General features: G+C 60.1%; 25 protein-coding genes, 1 tRNA gene and 1 pseudogene. 10 read left to right on the top strand and 17 right to left on the bottom strand.

Annotated features, from left to right (window positions below; genetic code table 11):
* Positions 1-56: 56 nt before the first annotated feature.
* The gene (gene hemB / locus ACW9UO_RS03400; protein ID WP_457087581.1) at positions 57-1,052 is read left to right on the top strand and encodes a porphobilinogen synthase; all 996 of its coding nucleotides are present in this window, start codon (positions 57-59) and stop codon (positions 1,050-1,052) included.
* Positions 1,053-1,160: 108 nt separating this feature from the next.
* The gene (locus tag ACW9UO_RS03405) at positions 1,161-1,718 is read left to right on the top strand and encodes a lipid-binding SYLF domain-containing protein (RefSeq protein WP_457087582.1); all 558 of its coding nucleotides are present in this window, start codon (positions 1,161-1,163) and stop codon (positions 1,716-1,718) included.
* Positions 1,719-2,000: 282 nt separating this feature from the next.
* Here the strand turns inward: ACW9UO_RS03405 and ACW9UO_RS03410 are convergent, their stop codons facing one another.
* A complete protein-coding gene (locus ACW9UO_RS03410; RefSeq protein WP_457087583.1) occupies positions 2,001-2,270 on the bottom strand; it encodes an usg protein in 270 nt (89 codons plus the stop codon).
* Between the two features lie 282 nt (positions 2,271-2,552).
* Between ACW9UO_RS03410 and gyrA the strand changes: the two genes are divergently transcribed.
* Together gyrA and ACW9UO_RS03420 are read left to right on the top strand one after the other, a co-directional pair.
* Positions 2,553-5,210 carry a DNA gyrase subunit A gene (gene gyrA / locus ACW9UO_RS03415; protein ID WP_457088596.1) on the top strand — a complete coding sequence of 886 codons (2,658 nt, stop codon included), beginning with the start codon at positions 2,553-2,555 and terminating at the stop codon, positions 5,208-5,210.
* A gap of 103 nt (positions 5,211-5,313) precedes the next feature.
* Positions 5,314-5,721 (top strand): DoxX family protein, encoded by a 408-nt coding sequence (locus ACW9UO_RS03420; protein WP_457087584.1) that lies wholly within the window; start codon positions 5,314-5,316, stop codon positions 5,719-5,721.
* Positions 5,722-5,778: 57 nt separating this feature from the next.
* On the opposite strand, the gene ACW9UO_RS03425 is transcribed toward ACW9UO_RS03420, so the two are convergent.
* Both ACW9UO_RS03425 and ctaA read right to left on the bottom strand, forming a co-directional pair.
* The gene (locus ACW9UO_RS03425; RefSeq protein ID WP_457087585.1) at positions 5,779-7,251 is read right to left on the bottom strand and encodes a carboxypeptidase M32; all 1,473 of its coding nucleotides are present in this window, start codon (positions 7,249-7,251) and stop codon (positions 5,779-5,781) included.
* Positions 7,248-8,396, bottom strand: coding sequence for a heme A synthase (gene ctaA, locus ACW9UO_RS03430; RefSeq protein WP_457087586.1), 1,149 nt, complete (start codon positions 8,394-8,396; stop codon positions 7,248-7,250). The genes ACW9UO_RS03425 and ctaA overlap by 4 nt, the downstream gene beginning before the upstream one ends.
* Positions 8,397-8,612: 216 nt before the next feature.
* Here ctaA and ACW9UO_RS03435 point away from each other — a divergent pair, with 216 nt between their 5' ends.
* A complete protein-coding gene (locus ACW9UO_RS03435; protein WP_457087587.1) occupies positions 8,613-8,939 on the top strand; it encodes an SH3 domain-containing protein in 327 nt (108 codons plus the stop codon).
* Between the two features lie 55 nt (positions 8,940-8,994).
* Here ACW9UO_RS03435 and ACW9UO_RS03440 read toward each other — a convergent pair whose 3' ends face one another.
* On the bottom strand, positions 8,995-9,765 hold the full coding sequence (locus ACW9UO_RS03440; protein WP_457087588.1) for an RNA methyltransferase: 771 nt from the start codon (positions 9,763-9,765) through the stop codon (positions 8,995-8,997).
* 93 nt (positions 9,766-9,858) lie between these two features.
* Between ACW9UO_RS03440 and ACW9UO_RS03445 the strand changes: the two genes are divergently transcribed.
* Together ACW9UO_RS03445 and ACW9UO_RS03450 are read left to right on the top strand one after the other, a co-directional pair.
* Complete coding sequence (locus ACW9UO_RS03445) at positions 9,859-10,203, top strand: TfoX/Sxy family protein (RefSeq protein ID WP_457087589.1); 345 nt, start codon at positions 9,859-9,861, stop codon at positions 10,201-10,203.
* Positions 10,204-10,257: 54 nt separating this feature from the next.
* On the top strand, positions 10,258-10,878 hold the full coding sequence (locus ACW9UO_RS03450; RefSeq protein WP_457087590.1) for a thiamine phosphate synthase: 621 nt from the start codon (positions 10,258-10,260) through the stop codon (positions 10,876-10,878).
* A 50-nt stretch (positions 10,879-10,928) separates the two neighbouring features.
* Here the strand turns inward: ACW9UO_RS03450 and olsA are convergent, their stop codons facing one another.
* The 3 genes from olsA to ACW9UO_RS03465 form a co-directional block, all read right to left on the bottom strand.
* Complete coding sequence (gene olsA, locus ACW9UO_RS03455; RefSeq protein WP_457087591.1) at positions 10,929-11,777, bottom strand: lyso-ornithine lipid O-acyltransferase; 849 nt, start codon at positions 11,775-11,777, stop codon at positions 10,929-10,931.
* Positions 11,774-12,541 carry an L-ornithine N(alpha)-acyltransferase gene (gene olsB / locus ACW9UO_RS03460; protein WP_457087592.1) on the bottom strand — a complete coding sequence of 256 codons (768 nt, stop codon included), beginning with the start codon at positions 12,539-12,541 and terminating at the stop codon, positions 11,774-11,776. Before olsB ends, olsA begins: the two co-directional genes overlap by 4 nt.
* Before the next feature lie 129 nt (positions 12,542-12,670).
* Positions 12,671-12,853 carry a DUF3553 domain-containing protein gene (locus tag ACW9UO_RS03465; protein ID WP_457087593.1) on the bottom strand — a complete coding sequence of 61 codons (183 nt, stop codon included), beginning with the start codon at positions 12,851-12,853 and terminating at the stop codon, positions 12,671-12,673.
* Between the two features lie 24 nt (positions 12,854-12,877).
* On the opposite strand from ACW9UO_RS03465, the gene ACW9UO_RS03470 reads away from it, so the two are divergent.
* Positions 12,878-13,501, top strand: coding sequence for a histidine phosphotransferase family protein (locus ACW9UO_RS03470; protein WP_457087594.1), 624 nt, complete (start codon positions 12,878-12,880; stop codon positions 13,499-13,501).
* A 3-nt stretch (positions 13,502-13,504) separates the two neighbouring features.
* Here the strand turns inward: ACW9UO_RS03470 and ACW9UO_RS03475 are convergent, their stop codons facing one another.
* From ACW9UO_RS03475 to ACW9UO_RS03505, 7 genes are all read right to left on the bottom strand, one after another.
* The gene (locus ACW9UO_RS03475) at positions 13,505-14,770 is read right to left on the bottom strand and encodes a glutamate-5-semialdehyde dehydrogenase (protein ID WP_457087595.1); all 1,266 of its coding nucleotides are present in this window, start codon (positions 14,768-14,770) and stop codon (positions 13,505-13,507) included.
* A gap of 81 nt (positions 14,771-14,851) precedes the next feature.
* The gene (gene proB, locus ACW9UO_RS03480) at positions 14,852-15,955 is read right to left on the bottom strand and encodes a glutamate 5-kinase (protein WP_457087596.1); all 1,104 of its coding nucleotides are present in this window, start codon (positions 15,953-15,955) and stop codon (positions 14,852-14,854) included.
* Positions 15,943-16,980, bottom strand: coding sequence for a GTPase ObgE (obgE, locus tag ACW9UO_RS03485; protein ID WP_457087597.1), 1,038 nt, complete (start codon positions 16,978-16,980; stop codon positions 15,943-15,945). The genes proB and obgE overlap by 13 nt, the downstream gene beginning before the upstream one ends.
* A gap of 166 nt (positions 16,981-17,146) precedes the next feature.
* Positions 17,147-17,689, bottom strand: a complete 543-nt coding sequence (locus ACW9UO_RS03490) for a GNAT family N-acetyltransferase (protein ID WP_457087598.1) — start codon at positions 17,687-17,689, stop codon at positions 17,147-17,149.
* Positions 17,690-17,985: 296 nt separating this feature from the next.
* Positions 17,986-18,255: a 50S ribosomal protein L27 gene (gene rpmA / locus ACW9UO_RS03495; protein WP_457087599.1), complete on the bottom strand. Its 270-nt coding sequence runs from the start codon at positions 18,253-18,255 to the stop codon at positions 17,986-17,988.
* A 12-nt stretch (positions 18,256-18,267) separates the two neighbouring features.
* Entirely contained in the window at positions 18,268-18,858 is a 591-nt protein-coding gene (locus ACW9UO_RS03500; RefSeq protein ID WP_457087600.1) for a 50S ribosomal protein L21, read from the bottom strand.
* 225 nt (positions 18,859-19,083) lie between these two features.
* Entirely contained in the window at positions 19,084-19,920 is an 837-nt protein-coding gene (locus tag ACW9UO_RS03505; RefSeq protein WP_457087601.1) for a DUF2059 domain-containing protein, read from the bottom strand.
* Between the two features lie 198 nt (positions 19,921-20,118).
* On the opposite strand from ACW9UO_RS03505, the gene ACW9UO_RS03510 reads away from it, so the two are divergent.
* A tRNA-Ser gene (locus ACW9UO_RS03510) sits at positions 20,119-20,208 on the top strand.
* 92 nt (positions 20,209-20,300) lie between these two features.
* Positions 20,301-20,474, top strand: coding sequence for a hypothetical protein (locus ACW9UO_RS03515; RefSeq protein ID WP_457087602.1), 174 nt, complete (start codon positions 20,301-20,303; stop codon positions 20,472-20,474).
* Between the two features lie 79 nt (positions 20,475-20,553).
* On the opposite strand, the gene ACW9UO_RS03520 is transcribed toward ACW9UO_RS03515, so the two are convergent.
* The 3 genes and pseudogenes from ACW9UO_RS03520 to ACW9UO_RS03530 all read right to left on the bottom strand — a co-directional run.
* Positions 20,554-22,089: a hypothetical protein gene (locus ACW9UO_RS03520; RefSeq protein ID WP_457087603.1), complete on the bottom strand. Its 1,536-nt coding sequence runs from the start codon at positions 22,087-22,089 to the stop codon at positions 20,554-20,556.
* Between the two features lie 416 nt (positions 22,090-22,505).
* Complete coding sequence (locus ACW9UO_RS03525; protein ID WP_457087604.1) at positions 22,506-23,624, bottom strand: tyrosine-type recombinase/integrase; 1,119 nt, start codon at positions 23,622-23,624, stop codon at positions 22,506-22,508.
* A gap of 269 nt (positions 23,625-23,893) precedes the next feature.
* Positions 23,894-24,640 (bottom strand): annotated as a pseudogene (locus ACW9UO_RS03530) (IS110 family RNA-guided transposase); the annotation flags it as partial.
* Between the last annotated feature and the right edge of the window lie 291 nt (positions 24,641-24,931).

Raw genomic sequence — 24,931 nt, forward strand, 5'->3', positions numbered from 1 at the left:
GCTGGACTTGGGGCAACAGGCTTGGCAGGTAACGGGGGCATATTCCGGAGACCGCCATGACCATCGCCCCCTTCCCCGCCGCCCGCTTTCGCCGCACCCGCAAAAGCGCCGCTCTGCGTGACCTGGTCCGCGAAAACACGCTTTCGCCGGCGGATTTCATCTGGCCGATCTTTGTGCGCGATGGCGAGGGGATCGAAGAGCCGGTGCCCTCAATGCCCGGCGTGCTGCGGCGCTCGGTTGACCGGGTGGCGGATGCGGCGCGCGCGGCGTTTGACCTTGGCATTCCGGCGATCTGCCTGTTTCCCTACACCGATCCGTCGTTGAAAACCGAGGATTGCGCCGAGGCGTGGAACCCCGACAACCTGTCCAACCGCGCCACCCGCGCGATCAAAGCCGCCGTGCCCGAGATGGCGGTGATGACCGACGTGGCGCTTGATCCGTATAACATCAACGGCCATGACGGCTTTGTGGTGGACGGCGAGGTGGTCAATGATGCGACGGTCGCGGCGCTGGTGAAACAGGCGCTGTCACAGGCCGAGGCCGGGGCCGACATCATCGGGCCGTCCGACATGATGGACGGCCGCATTGGCGCCCTGCGCGCGGCGCTTGAGGCGGGCGGGCACCAAAACGTGCTGCTGCTGAGTTATGCCGCGAAATACGCCAGCGCCTTTTACGGCCCGTTTCGCGATGCTGTGGGGGCCTCGGGCGCGCTTAAGGGCGACAAGAGCACCTATCAGATGGATCCGGCCAACTCGGATGAGGCGCTGCGGCTGGTCGAGCGTGACCTGCGCGAAGGGGCGGATATGGTGATGGTGAAACCGGGGATGCCCTACCTCGATATTTGCCGCCGGGTCAAAGACAGCTTCGGCGCGCCGACCTTTGCCTATCAGGTGTCGGGGGAATACGCGATGATCCAGGCTGCCGCGCAGAACGGCTGGATCGATGGCGACAAAGCGATGCTGGAAAGCCTGATGGCCTTCAAACGCGCCGGATGCGACGGCATTCTGACCTACTTCGCCCCTGCGGCGGCGCGCGCTCTGAGCGGGCGATAAACCGCTATAGGTGGGGTTTGGGGCGTGACAGCCCCCTAGGGTTGGAGTAAACTATGCGCGACCGGCGTCAAGACCGGCACCCCGAGGTAAACCGAGCAAAGGTATGTGATGACCAAACTCCCCCGTCGTTCCTTCGTCCTGTCCGGCCTTGCCGCGTCAACGCTGGCCGCTTGCGGCAATGGCGTCGGCTCGCGCGGGCCTGCCACGATTGACGCCCGCGTCGACAGCACGCTGGCACAGCTGTATTCCGATTTCCCCGCAACCCGACAAGTGGCCGAGAAATCGGTGGGCATGCTGATCATGCCGCTGGTGACTGAGGCGGGCTTTGGCATTGGCGGCGGCTATGGCCGCGGCGCGCTGCGTATTCAAGGCGGGACCGTGGATTACTATGCCCTGACCAAAGTGTCTGGCGGCCTGCAAATCGGAGCCCAGCAATACGCCCATGTGCTGTTCTTCATGACCGACGCCGCATTGCAGAACTTCCGCCGCTCGCCCGGCTTTGCCGCAGGCGCAGGCGTCGAATACGCAATCCCCGATGGCGGCAACAATCTGAGCGCGGAAACAACCACGTCGCTCGCGCCCATCATCGCGGTGATCTTTGGCCAAGCAGGCCTGCGTGTTGGTGCTACGTTGGAAGGCGTGAAATACACCCGCATCATTCCCTGATGAAACCGGGGCGATGGGGGCTCTGCCCCCGGCCTGCGGCCTCCCCCGAGGTATTTTAGAACAGAAGAATTACAGGACAGGTCCAGCCCCCGGCGGCATTATCCGCTCCGGGGGCCTTCTCCTGTTGCGATCATTGGCGCCTCCGCCTGTACCGCTCCATGACCATGCGCCATTAACCTTAACTTTCTGTTACTTCTTCTGTTTAAAAATACCTCGGGGGTGAGGACGAAGTCCGAGGGGGCAGCGCCCCCTTACCCGCGCGACAGCACAGCTGGCGTAAACTCAGTGGTAAGTGAGCTCTCCAACGACATTGCGCCATTCTCCGGGCGCCACCATCTTGCGATGCGAAAACCGCACCGAATGCAGCGGTCCTTCGATCTCGTCCTGCCAGAATTCGATGAACTTAAAGAGCCGGGGGTGGTCGGGTGCCACGTCGTAATCTTGCCAGACGTAGGAGTTCAGCACATGGATGTAATCCGGCATCCTGTAGAAGAATTCCGCCGTGGTCAGGCCGTATCCGCGCAGCATCATTTCCGTTTCTGTCATCTGCATTTTTCTACCTCAACATCTTGTTGTTCAGGAATCCTGCCAGATAAATATCAAATTTCAATTAAAACAATATGTTAGCACACCGCCGCAGTGGCTGCCAAATGGGGCGAAACCAAGGATTGCACCCAATATCCTGTCTCTGATATAGTCGCCTTCAACTATATATAGAAACCGACAAAAAGCGGTGAATAAAACGTGAGCGACGACCCCCAAGCCCCCGATAACGAAGAACAAAAACCAGATCGACCCGAGTATCACGGGCCGAGCGTTTCTATCGTGGATGAGATGCGTTCGTCCTATCTCGACTATGCGATGTCGGTCATCGTTTCCCGCGCAATCCCAGATCTGCGGGACGGGTTGAAACCTGTGCATCGGCGCATTCTTTACGCAATGTATGAAACCGGCAACAGCCACGACAAGCCGTATCGCAAATCCGCCCGCCCCGTCGGCGACGTTATGGGTAAGTATCACCCCCACGGCGACAGCGCGATTTACGACGCACTCGTGCGGATGGCGCAGGATTTTTCGATGTCATTGCCGCTGCTGGATGGCCAGGGCAACTTTGGCTCGATGGACGGCGATAACGCCGCCGCGATGCGCTATACCGAAGTGCGGATGGACAAGCCTGCCGCCTTTATCCTGTCCGACATCGACAAGGATACCGTCGATTTCCAAGACAACTACGATGGCAAGGACCGTGAGCCGACGGTCCTCCCGGCGCGCTTCCCCAATATGCTGGTCAATGGCGCGGGCGGTATTGCTGTCGGCATGGCCACCAATATTCCGCCGCACAATCTCGGCGAAGTGATCGATGCCTGCATGGCGCTGATCGCAGATCCCGACCTCACATCCGAGCAGCTGATCGACTATATCCCGGCCCCCGATTTCCCCACCGGCGGGATGATTCTTGGCCGGGCTGGTGCGCGCAAAGCCTATCTTGAGGGCCGCGGCAGCGTGATTGTCCGCTCCAAAACCCGCGTCGAGGAAATTCGCAAAGATCGCTATGCCATTGTCATCGACGAGATCCCCTATCAGGTGAACAAGTCGGCGATGATCGAAAAGATCGCTGAAGCCGCGCGGGAAAAGCGCATCGAAGGCATCGCCCATGTGCAGGATGAATCCGACCGCAATGGCGTGCGCGTCGTGGTCGAGCTGAAACGCGATGCCACCGCCGAAGTCGTGTTGAACCAGCTGTTCCGTTTTACCCCGATGCAGACCTATTTCGGCTGTAACATGTTGGCGCTGAACGGCGGTCGCCCCGAACAGCTGACCCTGCGCGCCTTCCTGACCTCCTTCCTCGACTTCCGCGAGGATGTGGTTGCTCGGCGCACCGCCTATCTGCTGCGCAAGGCGCGCGAGCGCAGCCATATCCTGTGTGGTTTGGCCGTGGCCGTCACCAACGTTGATGAAGTTGTCGCCACCATCCGCTCCTCTGCCGATGCGGCCGAAGCGCGGCAAAAGCTGATGACTCGGCGCTGGCCTGCGGCTGAAATCGCGCCCTACATCCGTCTGATCGACGATCCGACCCATAAGATGAACGACGATGGCACCTATAACCTGTCGGAAACGCAGGCCCGTGCCATCCTTGAACTGAGGCTTCAGCGCCTGACCCAGATCGGCGTCAAGGAAGTCACCGATGAGCTCGAAGAGCTGGCGGGCAAGATCAAGGATTACCTCGAAATCCTGTCGTCGCGCGACCGCATCATGACGATCATCTCGGACGAATTGACCGAGGTGAAAGAGCAGTTTGCCGTGCCGCGCCGCACCGAGATCGTTGACTGGTCCGGTGACATGGAAGACGAAGACCTGATCGAGCGTGAAGACATGGTCGTGACCGTCACCCAGACCGGCTATATCAAGCGCACGCCGCTGGCCGACTTCCGCGCACAGCGCCGGGGGGGCAAGGGTCTGTCTGGCATGGCGACCAAGGATGACGACGTGGTCACCACGCTGTTTGTCGCCAATACCCACACGCAATTGCTGTTCTTCACCACCGATGGCATGGCCTACAAGCTCAAGACGTGGCGCTTGCCGCAGGGTGGCCGCACCGCCAAAGGCAAGGCCATCGTCAACATTCTGCCGATCCCGCAGGGGGTTTCGGTCGCGGCGATCATGCCGGTCGACCGGGATGAAAAGGATTGGGACGACCTGCAAATCGTCTTTGCCACCGACAAAGGCACCGTGCGTCGCAACAAGCTGTCGGATTTCACCAATGTGAAGTCCAACGGCAAGATCGCAATGAAATTCGAGGACGAGAACGCCGGCATGTCGCTGATCAATGCTCGCATTTGCTCCGAGGATGACGACGTGATGCTGGTGACGGATTCGGGCCGCGCCATCCGCTTCCCCACCACCGATGTGCGCGTGTTCAACAGCCGAAATTCGGTTGGTGTGCGCGGTGTGCGTTTGGGTGAGGGCGATAAGGTGGTTTCGATGTCGGTGATCCGCCACTTCGACGCCACATCGCAGGAACGTGTCGCCTATCTTAAACAGCGCCGTCTGATGGCGGGTGTGACCGAAGATGAGGCCTCGGATGACGATGAAGAGGCGGTGGAAGCCGGTCAGCTGTCCACCGAGCGCTATGCAGAAATGTCGGCGGCCGAGGATCTGATCCTGACGATCTCCGCCGCCGGTGCAGGCAAGATTTCGTCGTCGCATGACTATCCTGTGCGCGGACGCGGCGGGATGGGTGTCACGGCTTGGACAAAGGGCTTGCCCGCCGGTCCGATCATCGCCTGTTTCCCGGTTGAGATGGACAATCAGATCATGCTCGCCACCTCGCGCGGCCAGTCGATCCGGGTGCCTGTCGAGGGCATTTCGTTCCGGTCGCGCAGCGCGGGCGGTGTGCGGGTGTTCAACACCGGCAAGGGCGAAGAAGTGGTGAGCGTGGCTTGGATCGCGGAAACCGAAGAAGATGAGGTTGAGGCCGATACCGAGAGCTAAGACCTGCGCGTAACTGCACAAGTCTTGTTGAATTTCGGTGAATTCCTAACCCAACGCACAAAAGCTATTCCTTCCGCAAGCTCTCATCGGAAGGAATAGCTTTATGACCACCCCTCACAGCGCGGGCCTGTTGGTTGCCCGGATCCTGCTTGCCACGATGTTCATCATGGCGGGCGTTGGCAAACTTGGCGATGTTGCGGGCTTTGCCGGTTACATGGCCTCGGGCGGCGTCCCCGGCGTTTTGGCCTGGCCTGTGATCGCGCTGGAAATCGTTGGCGGCCTCGCATTGCTTGTCGGATTTCAAACCCGCTTGGCCGCGCTTGCCCTTGGCGCATTTTCCATCGTGGCGGCTGTGCTGTATCACTACGTGCCGGCGGACCAGATGCAGATGACCATGTTCATGAAAAACATCGCACTTGGCGGCGGCTATCTGGCGCTGGCGCTGATCGGCGCGGGCCAATGGTCGGTTGATGCGGTGATCGGCAAAAAGATCGGTGCGTTTGCGGCGTGATCTTTGAAACCTGATCGTAGATTTGGGCCGCCTGATACCCTCAGGCGGCCCAAGTGCTTAAAGATTGTAGAGATCGGCGAATTTGTTTTCCAGATAGCCGAGCAGCGGCACTTCGGACGGGGCAAAGCCACAAGCCCGCTCGATCAGATCGCGCGGCTCATAAAACCCGCCGTGACGTTGCAGATTATCGCGCAGCCAGCCTGTCGCCTGAGACAGATCGCCCGCGGCCAGCTGATCGTCCAGCCCCGGCACCCCGTCGAGCAGGCTGCGATACAGACAGCCGGCATAGACATTGCCCAAAGCGTAGGTTGGGAAGTAGCCCATCAGGCCAGCCGCCCAATGCACGTCTTGCAGCGCGCCGTTTGAGGGCTTGTCGACCGCGTAACCGAAATCCTGCTCAAAGCGCGCGTTCCACGCCTCTTCCAGATCGGCCACCGCCAGTTTGCCCTGCGCCATATCGCGCTCAAGATCAAAGCGCAGCATGATGTGCAGGTTGTATTGCACCTCATCCGCCTCGGTGCGGATAAAGCCACGATGCACCCGGTTGACCGCCTTGTAGAACGCATCGCCGTCGGCCACGCCCAGATCGCCAAAGGCATCGCGCATTTGGCCATACAGCCAACTGCAAAACGCCGGGCTGCGGCCAAGCTGGTTTTCGTAAATCCGGCTTTGGCTTTCATGCACGCCAAGCGAGGCACCCTGCCCCAGCGGCGTCAGCGCAAAACCCGGGTCGATGGACTGTTCGTAACAGGCGTGGCCAACTTCGTGCACTGTAGAATAGAGACAATTGAACGGATCTTCGCTGGTCCGCGTGGTGATCCGCACATCGGATCCACTGCCGGAGCTAAACGGATGCACCGCCTTGTCGATCCGCCCGCGTTCAAAATCATAGCCAAAGACTTCGGCCAGCTTACGACTCAGCGCCATTTGCAAACCGTGATCGAAATCGCCCGAAACCTCATCCGGCACCTGCTGTTCCAAAACCGCTGCGCGCAGCGACACAAGACCGGGGCGCAACGCGCTGAACATATCAGCCACCTGCGCACCGGTCGCCCCCGGTTCATAGCCCTGCAACATCGCGTCATAGGGATCGCCGCCATTGGCGATATGCGCCGCCTCTTCGCGGCGCAATGCAACGATCTCGGACAGAACCGGCGCGAAAGCGGCGAAATCCTCGGCCTCGCGCGCGCGCGCCCATGTGCCAAAGGCCACCGAGGTCACTTGCGCAATCTTCGCGGCCAGTTCGGCAGGCACCCGCACCGTACGTTCGTAATTGCGCCGGATGTGGCGCATCTGTGCCTGTCCCACGGCGTCCAGCGTCGTGTCGTCAATCGCCGCCAGCCACTCGCCCAACTCGGGCGCGGTGCGCCGCGCGTGCAGCACCGTTTCCATTGCGCCGATCTCTTCGCCGCGTTGCTCGGCGGCGCCGGTGGGCATCATGGTTTCCTGATCCCAGCCCAGACGCCCCGCGACTTGCCCCAAAGCCTCGGTCCGGCGCTGAAACGCCATCAGTTCCTTATACGCGCTCATCGGATGCTCCCCCGGATGCTGTCAGCGGTTGGATAGCCCGCAATAAACCGCGCCCGCAGGATCAGCACCCAAAGCACAATCGCCCCGATTTGGTGGGTGATCGCAATGTGCAGCTGCGCAGAATAGACCACGGTCACAATCCCCAGCACCACCTGCAGCACCATCATCGCTAACACAGCGTTAAAGGCGAAACGGGTCTGGCCGTTGGGCGATTTGCGCGACCGCCGCCAGACGACAAAGCCAAAGATAAACAGCAGGTATCCCGCCATCCGGTGCATGAACTGCACCAGCCCGTCGTTTTCGAAAAAGTTGCGCCAGAGCGGCTCGATCTGAAACGGGAACGGCGGAAAGAACCCGCCCGCCATCAGCGGCCAATCGGTGTAGTTGCGGCCCGCATCTATGCCCGCGACCAGAGCGCCGATCAGGATTTGCAGAAAGGCGAAATGCATCAGCCCGGTGCTCATCTTGAACAGCTTGACCTCGCGGTTGCGGCGGCATTGCATCAGGTCGCGCTCTTCACAGCCCAGCTGAAAGATGAACCAACCGAGCACGCCGAGGATCACGAACGCCAGCCCCAGATGGGTCGCCAGTCGGTAGCTTGCCACATCAAGCATTGTGCCCGTCAGCCCCGACGACACCATCCACCAGCCGACAGCGCCCTGAATGCCGCCCAACACGCCGGGGATCACCAGCTTGCCGGTCCATCCGGGCGGGATCTTACGCAGCGCAAGGAAGCCAAAGAAGCCCAAGGCCCAGACCAACCCGACAAAACGGCCCAACTGACGATGGCCCCATTCCCACCAATAGATCACCTTGAATTCCGCAAGCGTCATGCCCGCATTCTGCAGCTGGTATTCCGGGATCGTCTGGTATTTCTCAAACTCTGCGGTCCAGGCGGCCTCGGACAGAGGCGGCATCGCTCCGGTCACCGGCTTCCATTCGGTGATCGACAGGCCCGAGTCGGTCAGCCGGGTCAGCCCGCCCACCACAATCATCGCCACCACCAGCGCGAACAGCACCATCAGCCAAGCGCGGATCGCGCCGCGTGCGCCGCGACGGCCACGATCGATGATGCCGGTCTGGGCCGGGGTTTCGGGGCGTTTGGCCTCGCCGACCTCTTCGAACAATTTGCGTTTCTCTGCCATGGGGTTCTCCGTTTGAGCGGACCGTAAACCGACCTCCCCAGGGCTTCAAGCGCCAGAGAGGGCCGCGACCTTGGGGGGTGCCTTTGGGGTATGGAATTCCTCCGTCTGGAATCCCTGACTTAGCTGCGATCCGGCGAAAGCGTATAGTCAATACATCGAAATTAACCAGCCAGCCAGCAGACACAGCGGCACACATTCAACCGAAAGGGCCAAGCCATGAAAAAGTTCCTGATTGCAGCCATCCTCGCAGCCACAACCGTTACGGCCAGTGCAGCATCCGCCACCACAGTGTGGATCGAGCCCGGCGTTCACCTCAATGCCCGCAGCGGCCCGAGCACGCATTACGATGTGCTGGGCACCTTCAATCCTTGCACCAAGGTGCACGCCGTCAAGCGCCACGGCAGCTGGATCAAGGTGGCGTTCAAGGGCCATTACTACTGGGTCTCGGCCAAGTACCTGCAAGACCACGACTGCGGCTACAACAGCTACAAGCCCAGAAAAAAGCACTACAAAAACAGCCACAGAAACAGCTACGGCTACTAAGCCCCGCCGGACGGAAGCGTCCAGCATAGAAGAAACAAGCGGACTGACCCTCGGGTCAGTCCGTTTTGTCGTTGTGCGACTGCTCTTTCCACCGCACCATCTGGCGCAACACCCCGTGCAACATCTGCACATCGGCGCGGGTCAGGGGCATCCGGCTCCAGAGATTGCGCAGGTTGATTTTCATCCCCTCTGCCTTGGTCTCGGGATAAAAGAACTGGGCCTTTGACAGCCGTTCCTCGTAGTGTTCGGCCAGCTTTTCCATCTCGATGCCCGACGCCCATTCGGTCTTGGCCATCTCGACGGTTTCGTGGGTGATGTCCTTACCGGCGCGGCGCCATTCATAGGCGGTCAACAGCACACATTGCGCAAGGTTGAGCGAAGCGAACTCGGGGTTCACCGGCACCGAAATGATCGCATTGGCCAGCGCAATATCGTCGTTCTCAAGGCCCGCACGTTCCGGCCCAAACAACACCGCCACCTTTTCCCCGGCGGCAATCTTTTCCGCCGCCATCTCCATCGCGCGCTCGGGGCTGACCACAGGTTTGATCAACCCACGCTGGCGGGCGGTGGTGGCGAAGACAAAGCTGCAATCGCCAACCGCCTCGGCGGTGGTGGCAAAATGCCCGGCCTCGTCCAGCAACCGCCCGGCACCGCTCGCCATCGCGACAGCCTTGGTGTTGGGCCAGCCATCGCGGGGCGCGACAACGCGCATCCGGTCAAGCCCGAAATTCCACATCGCACGCGCCGCGCCACCGATGTTTTCGCCCATCTGCGGGCGAACAAGAACAAAAGCGGGCTGCGGGCGGTATCTTGGCGTATCATTCATGCCAGCCGTTTACGGAACGCGCGGAAAAAGAGCAATTCCCCAAGCGCGCCTGCCCCGGTATTCTAGCGCCATGACAGCACGTCAGGAGCGCGTATGGCCTATGATCCCGGTTTTGAAACCCTGATGCAGGAAGATTTGACGGCCGCGCTCGGGGCCCGGACCGAGGAATTGAGCGAACGCAAGATGTTCGGCGGGCTGTGTTACATGCTCAACGGCAATATGCTTTGCGGTGTTCACAAACGCGGGCTGATGTACCGGGTCGGAAAAGCCAATGCGGAACAAGCACTTGACTTGGAAGGCGCACAGCCGATGGCCTTTACCAAGCGTACGATGGGCGGCATGATCGAGCTCTACGAAGATGACATTGACCGCGAGAACACCCGCACCGGGCTGTTGGCGCTGGCGCTTGATTTCGTCGATGGCTTACCGGCGAAGTAGCCATTGCCGAAAATTGCCGCTATAGGGGGCTTCAAACCCGCTATGGAGCCCGAAATGGCCGAAATCGAGCACCCCCAGATCTATCTCATCACCCCGCCGAGCTTTGAATTGTCAAGCTTTGGCAAAGACTTGGAATCGGTACTGGATGCCGTTCCTGTCGCCTGTCTGCGGCTGGCCCTAGCCAGTCATGACGAAGACCGCATTGCGCGCTCTGCGGATATGCTGCGCGAAATCACCCATGACCGCGATATTGCGCTGGTGATTGAAAACCACGTTCTTCTGGCCGAGCGGCTGGGGCTGGACGGGGTTCACCTGAACGACACCCACGGCGTGCGCGCCGCCCGCAAGACGCTGGGCGATGATGCGATTGTCGGGCTGTATGCTGGCGATTCTCGGCATGACGGCATGAACGGCGGCGAGGCCGGGGCCGATTACGTCTGTTTTGGCCCGGTGGGTGAAAGCGGGCTGGGCGTCGGCGAATTGGCCGAACGCGATCTGTTTGACTGGTGGTCGAAGGTTGTCGAACTGCCGGTCGTGGCCGAAGGCGCGCTGGACGAAGACATCATTCGCGATCTTGCCCCGATCACCGATTTCTTTGGCATCGGCGAGGAAATCTGGAACGCCGACGATCCGGTAGCCCGCGCCAAGGCGTTTCTGACGGCGATGGGTGGCTAAACTGCCCAGACTGGACTGCCCGGGCTGGACTGCCTGGTTATTCCGGGCAGCTAGTCCTCCGCCACACCGGGCAGCGCGCGGCGATGTGCGGCGCGCACCGTATCCTCAAGCGCTTTGGCAAGGCTCTTGCGGTCGGCATATGCGTCGACCCGCAACGGCGCGTGAAACTGCACCTCGGCTGCGCCATGTTTCGGCGTGGCCAGCATCGCCAGCAGATGCGCGCCGAACTCCATATCGCCCCACCAGCCGTAATATCGCGGGTCCGCGCCACCGGGCGCGCGATAGACCAGCGTGATCGGCTGAATATGCATCTCGTGGCGCAGATCCTCGTCAAAGAAGGCCGCAAACAGCGTCGGCTTGAACGGCAGCACCCGGATCGAATCGGTCGAGGTGCCTTCGGGGAAAAACAGCAGATGATGCCGCCCGGTCAGACGGGTGCGAAACAGCTCCATCTGCGCCTTGGCCTCGCGCCTGTCGCGGGCAATAAACACCGTGCCCGTGGCGCGTGCCAACAGCCCGATGCCGGGCCAACCCGCCACCTCGGCCTTGGACACGAAATAGACATCTCGGGCGGCGTTCAGTACGAAGATATCCAGCCATGACGAGTGGTTGGCAACAAATGCCCCATGTACGTGCATCGGCGTGCCGCGCAGGATCATGTCAAATCCCATCACCCACAGCGACCCACGACACACCGCAACCGTCACATAAGGCGATACCGGTCGGCGCGCGCCAAACAGCGGCCATTCCACCAGCCGGATCAGCCCCAAAATCGCCAGCCCTACGCCGATCAGCAAAAGCATCGGCACGCCCCGCCGCAGCACCCGCAGCCAGTCGCGCACACCTGCCGGGCGGCGCAAGGGCGGCGGCGGCGTGCTGTCTTGCCAAGTTGGCGTCATCTGCGGCGCGCCTCCGAGGCGTAGATCTGCCGCTGGCGCGCGTTCATCATCGCGGTGTCCATCACCAGACAAACGTCGGTGGTGTTGAAGTCATGATCGATCCAGGCCCCCTCGCCCACACAGCCGCCAAGCCGCAGATAGGCTTTGATCAGCGCCGGCGTTTGCAGCACCGCCGCCTTGCGGTCGACCTGATCCGCCGGCAGCAGATCCATCCGCTGATACTGCGCCCCCCGCGCCCGCACCCGCAAAGGGGCCGGGGCCAAGTGGTTGTGATATAACGACGAAAGCGGTTGGGCCAAGGCCTGTGCATCGGTGCCGTAAAAACTGGCCACGCCAAACAACACCTCGATGTCATGGTCCTGCACATAGCGGCCCAGCGCCTGCCAGAGGTGAAACATCGCGGATCCACCGCGATAATCGCGGTGCACGCAAGACCGGCCCAATTCCATCAACCGGCGCCCCGAGGATTTCAGCGCGCCAAGGTCATATTCCTCATCGGAATAATACTGCCCCATCGCCGCCGCCTGATCATCGCGCAGCACGCGGTACACGCCGATCACCGGGTCGCTGGCACGGGCGTTGTCATAGAGCAGAAGGTGGTCGAAATACGGGTCAAACCGGTCCATCTCAAGCCCGGCGTCATGGTCCACCATGGCCCCGCCGCCGCCCAGCTCTTCGACAAACACCCGGTAGCGCAGAGCCTGGGCTGCGCGAATCTCGGCGTCGGTCTCTGCAAGCCGGACCGAAAATTCTGGAGTGCCCATGTCTGCCCTGCTTTGGTTGGCTGTCGCGCGGTTAATAGGCCCCGTGCGGCGCAAAGACAACGTTTGCACAGCTTTTGTGACAATCCAATGACCGCATCTTAAAGTTGCTTTAACCTTTGATCACCTAGCTTAGCCTGTGACGACCAGATCCAGCGCGACGCGGTTGCCATCGATAACGATTTTACCAGCCTCACGGAAGTTTACAGTGATTTTACCCCCAATATTCGACTGCACCTGGCCAATCCCCCATTCCGGACAATCAGGATGGCGCACCAGGTTTCCCGGTTCGAGCAAGGCGTTCATATCTGTCATCCGCGGCACCTCCGGAGAATATATATGACCCCGTATACGGCAAAGCTTGCCTCCCTGATAGCCTCTCGCATCTGCCATGATCTGATAAGTCCGGTGGGGGCGATTTCAAACGGGCTTGAGCTTATGTCGCTTGGCGGCAACGCTCCGGCCGGGCCCGAGCTATCGCTTGTGACCGAAAGTTGCGAAAACGCCAGCGCGCGCATTCGGTTTTTCCGCATCGCCTTTGGGGCGGCCACCGATACGTCATTGGTGGCGCGCAACGAGGTGATCACTGTCCTGCGCGCGCTGAGCGAGGCTGGGCGGGTGAATTACGACTGGCTTCCAACCGAGGATTTGCCGCGCCGCGAGGTGCAACTGGCGCTGTTGGGGCTGCAATGCGTGGAATCCGCGCTGCCGCGCGGAGGCGAAATCTGTGTGGAATATCAACCCGGTCGCTGGACGATCAGCGGCCTGGCCGAGCGGATCGCGCCCGACCCCGACCATTGGGCGCAACTCGCAAGCTTTACCCGCGCCATGCGCCCCGGTGAGGGCGAACCCAGCGTGCCGCCCAATCAGGTTCAGTTCGTCCTGCTGCCGCTTTTGGCCCACGATCTGGGGCGCAAACCCGCGGTGGAAGAGGCCAAGGGGCGGATCACGCTGACCGTGTAAGCGTTATGCCCGCGTGGTGCCGTCGCCTTCGACCAGATACTTGAAGCTGGTCAGCTGCGTCGCGCCCACCGGGCCACGGGCGTGCATCTTGCCGGTGGCAATGCCGATTTCCGCGCCCATGCCAAATTCGCCGCCATCGGCGAACTGGGTCGAGGCGTTGCGCATCAGAATGGCGCTGTCGATCCGCTCAAAGAAACGCGCAGCGGCGGCATCGTCTTCGGTGATGATGCAATCAGTGTGGTTCGAGCTGTACTGCTGGATATGCGCGATTGCGGCGTCAAGATCATCGACCACGCGGGCGGCGAGTATGGAATCAAGGTATTCCTTGCCCCAATCCTCGGCGGCGGCGGGCACGGTGCCTTTGATCTTTTGCAGGGTTTCATCGGCGCGCACCTCGACCCCGGCATCAATCAGCGCGCGGACCACGCCCTGGCCGATGGTGTCGACGATATCGCGGTGGATCAGCAGGCATTCCGCCGCGCCGCAAATTCCGGTGCGGCGGGTTTTGGCATTCAGCACCACGTCCAGCGCCTTGACCGGATCGGCGGACTTGTCGAGATAGATGTGCACAATGCCCTCAAGATGGGCAAAGACCGGCACCCGCGCCTCGCGTTGGACAAGGCCGACAAGACCTTTGCCGCCACGCGGCACGATCACGTCGATGAAATCGGTCATGGTGAGCATCGCGCTCACCGCCGCGCGGTCGCGCGTTGGCACCAGCTGGATCGCATCCGCAGGCAGATTGGCCGAGGTCAGCCCCGAAACCAGCGCCGCATGAATGGCGCGCGCGGAGTGAAAGCTCTCGGACCCGCCGCGCAGGATCACCGCGTTGCCCGCCTTGAGGCAAAGCGCGCCCGCATCGGCGGTCACATTGGGGCGGCTTTCATAGATCACGCCGACGACGCCCAGAGGCGTGCGCACGCGGCGAATATGCAACCCACTGGGCCGGTCCCAGGCCTCCATGACTTCGCCAACCGGATCGGCCTGTTCGGCGACCGTGCGCAGACCATCGACGATGCCGCGAATGCGGTCTTCGTCGAGCATCAGCCGGTCAAGCATCGCCGGGCTGAGACCCTTTTCGCGCCCGTACTCCATATCTCGGCCATTGGCGTCGATGATCTCGGCGCGGGTTTTCCAGACGGCTTCGGCAGCGCCGATCAGAGCCGCATGTTTGCGCTCGGCACTCGCATAGGCCAGTTCGGCGCTGGCGGCTTTGGCGCGGGCCCCGATATCGGCCATCAGGGCGGGGATGTCTGCGAAATCGTTCATAAGCGGAGTGCCTTTGTTGCGCCGTGGGAAAGAGATTTTGTGCCTCCGGCGGAGGTATTTTTAAACAGAAGAAGCACTGGACTAGAGCGCCATGTCGTCACGATGGATCAAAACGGCGCGGCCCGGATAGCCCAGAAGCGCCTCGATTTCATCCGAGCGGTGGCCCTTGATGCTGCGGGTTTCGGCGGCGGTATAGCGCGACAGCCCCTGCCCCAATTTGTGGCCTTTGCTGTCGAGAATGGCCACCGGTTGCCCCCGGCCATAGGTGCCCGACACGCCAGAGACCCCCGCCGGCAACAGGCTGTTGCCCTGCTTGAGCGCGCGTGTTGCGCCGTCGTCAAGCGTGACTTCGCCGCGCGGTTTCATCGCCGCGATCCAGCGTTTGCGGGCGGCCTGTGGGTCGATATGGGCCGAGAACCATGTGGCATTGGCCCCGTTTTCGAGGGCCTGCAGCGGGCGGAGCGTTTCGCCGTGGGTGATGGCCATGGTGCAGCCCGCCGCCGTCGCGGTTTTAGCCGCCATCAGCTTGGTTTTCATCCCGCCTTTGCTAAGGCCAGAGCCGGCATCGCCTGCCATCGCTTCGATCTCAGGGGTGATGTCATCAATCACGTCGTAACGTGTGGCGCTGGGGTCAATGGCCGGGTTGGCGGTGTAGAAGCCATCGACATCTGACAGCAGAACCAGCACATCCGCGCCAACGGTGGCCGCGATCTGGGCCGCCATCCGGTCATTATCGCCATAGCGGATTTCATCGGTGGCGACGGTGTCGTTTTCATTCACGATCGGCACCGCGCCGAGGGAAATCAGCGTCTCAAGCGTGGCGCGCGAGTTGAGATAGCGCCGCCGGTCGGTGGAATCTTCTAGCGTGACAAGCACTTGCGCCGTGGTCAACCCATGCGGGGCCAGCGCCTCTTCATAGGCGCGGGCAAGGCGGATCTGGCCCACAGCGGCCGCGGCCTGCGATTGTTCAAGCGCGAGTTCGGCAAGGCCAAGTCCCAGAGCGCCCCGGCCCAAGGCGATGGAGCCGGAGGACACCAGGATCACATCAGCGGATTGTTTCAGCCAAGCCACGTCTTCGGCCAACGCCTTGAGCCAATCGGCCTTGAGCGTGCCGGAGGATCGGTCGACCAGAAGCGCCGAGCCGATCTTGATAACGATCCGGCGCGCCGATTTTAGGGACGCCACGCTTCGGGCTCCTCGGTCTGGGCCTTTTGGCGCAGCTTGTCTTCGGATATCTCGGCCCGCAATGCGCGCAGCACTTCGGTCGTGCCATCCTTGGCCACACCCGACATCATCATCACCGGCCCGCCAACCGCCGCTTCGAGCGCGGCTCTTGCTTCGGCGCGTTCCTCATCGTCGAGCGCGTCGATCTTGTTGAGCACGGTAACGCGCGGCTTGTCAGCCAAGTGGCCGCCATAGGCTTCGAGTTCGTGGATGATGGTGCGATAATCGTCGGCCACGGTGTCGGAGGTGCCATCGATCAGGTGCAACAGCACCGAGCAGCGTTCGACGTGGCCGAGGAAGCGATCGCCAATGCCGCGGCCTTCGTGTGCGCCTTCGATCAGGCCGGGGATGTCGGCCACCACAAATTCCGCATTATCAACGCCAACGACGCCAAGGTTGGGGTGCAGCGTGGTGAACGGGTAATCGGCGATCTTGGGCCGGGCATTCGAGGTTGCCGCGAGGAAGGTGGATTTGCCCGCGTTGGGCAGGCCGAGCAAACCGGCGTCAGCAATCAGTTTCAGCCGCAGCCAAATCGTGCGCTCCACGCCTTCCTGACCGGGATTGGCCCGGCGCGGGGCCTGATTGGTCGCGCTTTTGAAGTGCAGGTTGCCAAAGCCACCATTGCCGCCACGCGCCAGAACGATCTGCTGGCCAATTTCCATCAGCTCGGCAACCAGCGTTTCTTCGTCTTCGTCCAGCACCTCGGTGCCCACAGGGACCCGCAGAATGATATCGTCGCCATCCTTGCCGGTGCGCTGTTTGCCCATGCCGGGCTGGCCGTTTTTGGCAAAAAAGTGCTGCTGATAGCGGAAATCGATCAGGGTGTTCAAACCCTCGACCGCCTCGATGATCACCGAGCCGCCGCTGCCGCCATCGCCGCCATCCGGGCCGCCGTATTCGATATATTTCTCGCGCCGGAACGACACCGCGCCGCCGCCGCCGCCGCCGGACCGAATATACACCTTGGCGAGATCGAGGAACTTCATGAAGATACTTTCCGATAGGGTTGCGAGCGGTCTAGCGGGGAATGCGCCAAGGCTCAAGCGATGCCGTCAGGCCAAAGGCCACGCGCCGCGCCGATGCGGGCGGTTTTGCGCATCATCTGGTGGTGTGATGTGCCCCCGCAAGACCCCTTGCGGGGAGCACGTTAGATTAGCGCAATTTGCACAGGTAGGTCCAGGTTGGCACCTGCCCGCCGCGCGCCAGTGAATAGCTTTCCGCATCGCCGATATAGTTGAAGCCGCAGTTTGTCAGCACCCGTGCCGAGGCCGGATTGTCCTGAAACACGCTTGCGAACATCGTGTCATGGTCCATCGGGTTGGCATCGACCAAGGCCCGCACCACATCCGAGGCCAGACCGGTGTTCCAGAATGCCGGGGCCACCCAATAGCCAACTTCGGACTGGTTGCGATCCATCCGTTCGAGCGAGATCAGCCCCATAAGCTCGGGTCCGTCCATCCGCGTGCCGTCCATCGCCCAGACATCCTCGATCCGGTCCTTGGTCATCGCGCGGGTGACAAAGGATTCCGTGACACCGGGGGGCAGCGGATGCGGGATTGATGTGGTCATGCGCGCGACACGTTCGTCGGATGCATACATCTCGATCAATCCCATATCGGATCGGCGCAACGGGCGCAGATCGACACGGTCGGTTTCGATCAGGGGCTGGGCCACAAGGTACTCCTGGGCGGTCATGCAGTTCCTCCTCAAAAACAGCGGTACTCCGGGCAAGGCACCCCGGCGCATCGACCTCTCCCAAGTCAATCCGCCCGTTGTCTGAAAACGATAATCCCGCTTCAGACCCGTGCCTAAAATTCCCGTAACTCTGGATTGGTACGTGAAAACAATGGCAAAGAGATGGCTATTGCCACCTCAGGTTACAAGATGCAGGGCCCGGAATGGGCCCTTACATCACATCGTGGTTAAAAAACGAAAAAGGGGACCAGCTTTCGCCGATCCCCCATTTTTGCTGTGCAAACCTTGAGTTCGGCTTATTCCGCGGCTTCCGCCACTGGCAGAACCGAAATAAAGGTGCGGCCCTTGAAGCCCTTGCGGAAGGATACATTGCCTTCGACCATTGCGAAGATCGTGTGATCTTTGCCTTGGCCTACGCCCTCACCCGGCCACCACTTGTTGCCGCGCTGACGTGCAATGATGTTGCCCGGAATGACAGACTGTCCGCCATAGAGTTTCACACCAAGACGGCGTCCGGCAGAGTCGCGACCGTTGCGGGATGAACCGCCTGCTTTTTTATGTGCCATGGGTGTCTCTCCTTACTTCTCGGCCAGTTCTTTGGCCTGTTCGATCCATTCCGGCTTAACTTTGACGGCGTCAAAGGTATCGGCGTCGATCGCTGCGATTTCGGCGAAGGTGGTCACGCCGGCTTCGTTGAACTTTTTCGCGGCTGCGGGGCCTACACCAGTGATCTTGGTGAGGTCATCGCCAGCTGCGGCCGCGGGTGCGGCAGTTTGCTGTGCGGCTGCAGGCGCAGCTGCGGCTTTCGGAGCCGAGCCCGAACCGATGGCAGCTTTGACGCCGGAGTTATCCGCGCCTTCCGCCAGAATATCGGTCACGCGGATCAGCGTCAGCTTTTGACGGTGGCCCTTGGTGCGCTTGGAGCCGTGCTTACGGCGGCGTTTGACGAAGTGGATGACTTTCTCACCCTTGATCTGGTCGATCACTTCGGCCTGCACTGCGGCACCGGCAACAAGCGGGCTGCCAAGAACGGTGGTGTCACCGCCCAGCATCAGCACGTCGTTGAATTGCACTTTTTCGCCGGCATCAGCAGCAAGTCTCTCGACGCGAAGGGTATCGCCCGAAGAAACCTTGTATTGCTTGCCGCCCGTTTTGAGGACTGCGAACATCCTGGTCTTCCTTTGTCTTCCGCGTTCTGTGGCCCCGGTTGCCCGGTGTTTGTGGCATCAGCTTCTGGCCTCTGCCGCCGCGAACAGCGCGCCCTCACAGGAGCGTCATGAATATCAAACCCCGCGAGGCATAAACCTGCGGGGTCCGGGCCTTATTGAGAGGATGGCCCCCTATGTCAAGTCATTTTCCGCACGGATGCGCCTTGGCCCGGCCTCAGCCCGCGATCAAAGCTCCTGCGCCATCATCTGCCGTGCCAGCGCGATGCCCAAGGCATAAGAAATCTCGCCATACATCCGGTCAAACCCGGCAAAGAGCGCCCGGTTGAGCGCCCTGCCCTCAGCCGTTCCAAACAGGGTGATGTATTCCCGCAGGGTCGCGTCCTCAAGCGGCTGATACGCCAGCATCATATAGGCAAACAGCCATTCGCGGGTGTCCGACCGGCTGTCAGCCTCACTCTCCCACACCGAGGTCAGGATCTCGTCCTCGGTCATCTCAAACGCGCCGCCATCCACCAGACCGGCATAGAACTCATAGCTCGAGTTCATCGCGCCCACGACATTGGCGTCAATCAGATCGTTGCTTTCAATGAAATCCTCGATCAGGGCGAGGCGCGGATCGGTCGCGACGTCCCCGCTTTTGTCACGATAGGCGTCGCGCGCGGCCTCTTCGACCCCCGGTTCCATCAGCGCTTGGCGGGCCGAAATCTCGAGCCCGATGACCTTCTGCCCCGGATCGGTGCCGATGTAGTCGACCATTGCGCCGTTCGGACTGCCCTCTTCCGCCCAGGCCGAGGCAAACTCCGCGCGCACGGTTTCCTCCATCCTTGCGGGATCGTAGATGCGTTTGACCACCGCCTGCCAACTGTCACCGCCGCCATCGGGCAGCATGTCCTTGGCCAGTTCGTCGCCGTAGTCCAGCCCCTCAAGGCGCATGACAGCCACGGTTTCAGCCACACCCAACCTGTCAAGAAGCAGGTCAGTCGGGCGCGCGGTCTGCGCCCAACCCGGTGCGGTCAGGGCAATGATGGTGGCCGTGGCGAGGCAAGTGATACGATGCAACATGGATACGGGCTCCGAATATACGTATTTGAGGAATCTAGCCTCTGTCCGTCCGGTTTCCAAGCGCAGCGCGCCGTCAATCGACCGAGGGCCGGAAAAAAGCTGTGATTTGGGGGATGGCAAAAATGCTTGGAAAAAGTTGGGATTGTCGCTTGCACCCTGCGAAAAAGGTGATTAAACGCCCCCTCACCAGACCCCCGCGGAGAGGTGCCGGAGTGGTCGAACGGGGCGGTCTCGAAAACCGTTGAGCCTTCACGGGTTCCCAGGGTTCGAATCCCTGTCTCTCCGCCACTATCCCCCTGAAATTGCTGATTAAATATAAGCATTCCAGGTGTAGTGCGCGATCGCTTGAGTGGCGCGATCCAAGTCAAAGGTGTCATACTATGACGCTTTTTCAGCCCTCCGGATGCGCCGACTATGCCCCTTTTGGCACTCCTTTGCGCCTCGGGCACCTGTTCTCCCAATGCAACTTGGAAGACAGCAAAGGTACCCTGCTGATCCCGAGCCTGCATGCGCAGATGTTGCAGATTGCGCGTCGTGCCGACGACCTAATTTGAAATATCCGCTTCGAGGCGGTTCAGATTGCCGCGGTCTCACGGTCCGATACGGCATAAAGGATGATCAAATTTCGAGGCTTTACCTCACCCCTGCGTCGGGACCGACCACCCAGCCCAGCCAGAGCGCCACACTTTCCACGCTCCACAAAACAGCGAGCCCGGCGGATACAAGATACTCCGTGGCGAACATCCAGATCCCCCACAATCCGCAGACCACCAGCGCGGCCCAGAGCGCGCCGAGGCTTGCGGCGATGAGGGTACCGCCCAGCGTGGCCAGATCGCCGGTCTCATGATTTTCAATCCCGCGCGCGATCCAGAGCTTAAAACGCTGGGGCACCCAGGTAAAGGCTGACAGGAATACCAAGCCCAAATGTACCAGTGTCGGCACCAGCGTGGAGAGCAGGGTCAGGGTAAGCCAAGTATAGCCCGCCCGCCCCTCCGGTGTCTTGAGATCGGTAAAAATCGGGCGCAACGCGATGAATTCTTCGCCTGCTATGTGGTTGATCAGGGCGATGGTCCCGGTCAAACCAAGGCCCAACCCAATCAACAAGAGCACCGCGACGATACCGTCGATGATCCACACCAGCCCGGTCAACAGATTGCGCTGGCGCCGCCCATAACGGATCAGCCCCAGCGTGATGCCATAAGAGAAATAGTCGAATATCGCGTTGATCAGAGGGAGCATCCCGAGGGCGAAGACAAGGACCCGCACCTCTGTGCCTATAGCGCTGGCAGAAAGACTGAAGGTCACGACAAGACTGGCCCAAATCGCGACAACAAAGATTGCATATGCATTCAAGCCTTTGCCGTGGGAACAGGCTCTCCCGACTACGCCTGCGACTGCGAATGCGACTGCGACTGCGCCTGCGCCTGCGCCTGCGAATGCGAGTGCGAATGCGCCTGCGCCTGCGACTGCGCCTGTGAATGCGACTGCGACTGCGACTGCGACTGCGCCTGTGAATGCGACTGCGACTGCGACAGCGACAGCGACAGCGACTGCGCCTGTGAGATAAAACAGCCAGTCAGACGCTTTTTCGAAGACACGCGTCTGACTGGCTGACGCCAGAATACGCGTAACCAGCAGCGCAACAAGAGGGCAAACCAGCGCAGCCCTGAGCCATGCATTTTCTTCCGCAACAAGGATCGTGACCGCGCTAATGCCCGTATCCTTCCCCGTAATTCCCCATTGGCAAAGGAGGAGCATCAGCGGATAGATCACCGCGATCTTAAGCGCCGCGTCCATCACTGGCCAAGACAAGGTGCCGGCCCGCAAGCGTTCCAAATCATCCGTGTCTCGGGCCCGAGGGGTCAAATACCAACTGATCCGCAAAATCCGACCCATGGCAGGCATTGGGTCGTTTTCCGCATCGTTTGGCGACAGCATGCGCCGCAGACCAACCAGCATCGCATCAACGAGCTTGGTATAGATCAACCCATTATCGCGACGTTTCAGCCCGTCCAGAACCGACACTCGGTCGCGGGTATGGTCGTAGTTTAGCAGGCCAAACAGGAAAATCCAAAGCAGGCTCAAAGCCCAAACCCATCCGGCAGGCTGAAACACCCCGAGAACCGCAACCACGGACGCGATGATTGCGCCGACAAAAACCAAATGCACCGCTCGGCCCCTTTTTCATCCCAAGCAGCATGAGCAAAGCGTCCTAACCGTTCAAGCGTAAACAGCCGTTTCCCTTTTCAGGGTTTGAAATTGTACGGAAATCTCGTCAGGTTCTCACGGGAACGCAACAATTCCCCAGTCCAGTGTCCTTGCAGCGTAAGTCGGCTCCTGCAAGCTCGGGTACAATACCTGTGTATCCATTTCAGGTCCGGGACTGGTTTTTGGAGATGAGCACGCAATAGACCGCGAATTCCGTAGAGGCGACATTATAAATTATGAAGCCCTCGCGCAAATCTGCGAGGGCATTCATTGTCGAGAACAATGATGCACTGGATGCTGCGCATGGCGGGCTAAACTTTCGATTTGGCGATTGGCCTGACGCAGCTTCCCTTCACAGTTTTCGTCTGGCTCCGGCGCTATCGGAAGCCGTTGTCCCCATCGGAACGCACGCGATTTTGCTGACCTTGGGACAAGTATCGGAAGTAATATCGCTCGGTCGTCAAAAGTGAGCCGTGGCCGATATATTTCTGAACCTTGTAAACAGACCACCCCTCGCGCAGTCGTTCGATCGCAAACTTGTGGCGCAAATCGTGCAGTCGTGCGCCGAACCCGGTTTCCTGACCATACTCCCAGAACAGGTTCGAGGGATCCTTGTAATAGCCATGCTCGGTCGCGTTCCAGAAAACATGCGCCGAGGCGTTCGAGCGTGGCACCTGCAACAGTATGTCAATTGCCTTTTGGGTCAGCTCGATTGTGCGAACCTTGCCGCCCTTTGTGTTTCTCAGGGTCGCGAACACACTTCCCTGAACCGGGGTCTCCATTCCGAAGATATCAGACCATTTCAAGCGAGCCATTTCCGTGACCCGTCCACCCGTGGCATCGAGGAACTTCGGGAAATACTCCAACGTGCCCGGCGCCCGCTGGCAGAGCTTTGCAATCGCGGCCTCTGAGGGCATGACAATATCCGGCAAAACCTCCTTCATGCCTTGTTTTTCGAACTGTTTAACCGGGTTCAGTTCAATCCAACCATCGTTTTTGATCGAAGTCATCAGCTGGCCGAAGGCCGTCAGATCACGGTTGACCGTGGACACCGTCACCCCCTCTAAGCGACGGCGCGCCACAAACTCGGACACGAAAGCAACATTGACCTCCGGTGCCATGATGGTTCTGACATCCTTACCGACATCGCCGCAGATCTCTTCCATGACCCGCAGGATCTGGCGCAGACTGGTTTGGTAGCGCTTGCGGGTTTCCGCGCCCCTACCGCAATTCTCCTGACCCAAAACCTCGTAGAACTTCAACAAACCTGCGGAAAACGTCCAGTCGAGCTCACCGGCGTCTTCCAGCCCTCTCAGCTCTTTTATGCGGCTTTTAGCTTTTTTCGCTGCGATGTTTTGAGAAGTTGTTCGAAGCGACTCTCGGTGGGTAAATCCTTTGATTTTGACCCGGAGCCAATAATACTTGGTGTTCTTGGGTTTGAAGATGTTCTTTTGGTTTTTGCAGGTGCTTGACATATGCTGCCCTCGTTTATCCATTGGAGGGCCAAGTCGTGATCGAACGTCCAAAGGCCGCCGTGTTTGGCAGCGCCTGGAATACGATTGTTCGCCGCATGGTGAGTGATTGTCCTTGAGGACACACCACTGAGCTTTGCGACAACACACGCCTTAAGCCTCGGTTTCATTGTTTCGAGGACATTGGCTGTTTCTTCAGAAACCGAAATTTTGGTTTGATAAGATATTTTGTTCATCTGTTTTTTTCTCCACCACATTTTGCGCGTGTTGAAAAAGTGGGTTCACGTTTTACAGCCAAGCCAGGCGGCAAAATTGCGCCCGCTGTCAAAGGTGGACATGTCAGGAGCAAAAGCCGCGATGGCGCCCGCAGTCACGGGCCCAATCCCCGGAACAGTACACAGGCGGCGCAGATCTTCGTCGCTCTTTGATGCGGTTTTGAGCTCGTGAGCCAGTTGTTCGATGATCTTGGTCAGTTGAACAATCTGTGCGAGGTAGATTGCTCCCATCTCCCGTACCTGTGCAGGAAAGTCCGTGCTCGAATCGGCCAACGCGTTTTCCAGGACTTTCAAGCTGGCTGGACCCTTTGCGGCAACCAAGCCAAATTACGCCAGATGACCCCGAAGCGAATTGATCCGCTGCGTGCGCTGTCGAACAAAACATTGGTGTGTCCGGAATGCTACGGCCCTCCCTTGTGTCTCGGCGCTCTTCACCGCGACACAAGACATGGTCGGTCGGCTGGCCGCCTCTGCAATTTCTTCCGCGTCGGCCCGATCATTTTTTTGCCGCTTTACGAATGGCTTGCAGTATCGTGCTGGGATCAGACGAACGTCATGCCCGTAGGACTGCGCTACCCGCCCCCAGTGATGGGAGGTGGCACACGCTTCCAGAGCAACAATGCAGCCCTCTTGCTCTGCAAGCAGCTGATATAGGCGCGGCCGGGACACAGCACTGTTGGAAACAACCGTCCCGTCACTTCTTACCGCACAAATCTGAAAACTGTTCTTGGCCAAATCAACCGCTAATATGCTAATCTCTGACAGGGATGCCTCCCTCTCTTTGGTTCTGATGAAACCACTTTGGCACAATTGATGCCGTCGGGTGGAGGCATCCACCGCATCAGTTTCATCTGGCGATTGCGACGTGAACGCTCTCACCATCCAAGAAACCGAACGCATCCAGCAAGGCGAGATTGCTGCCAGCGATCATCCGGCATAACCGACAAAATCGACCCTTTTTGAAGCACCGCGCGACTTATGTTTCAGAACCCACTTCCGCGCGCTTCCTTTTGCCCGATAAACAATGCATCTCGGAGTTGCAACGGCCCGGGCCAA

It is taken from the genome of Marinovum sedimenti, assembly GCF_054052205.1.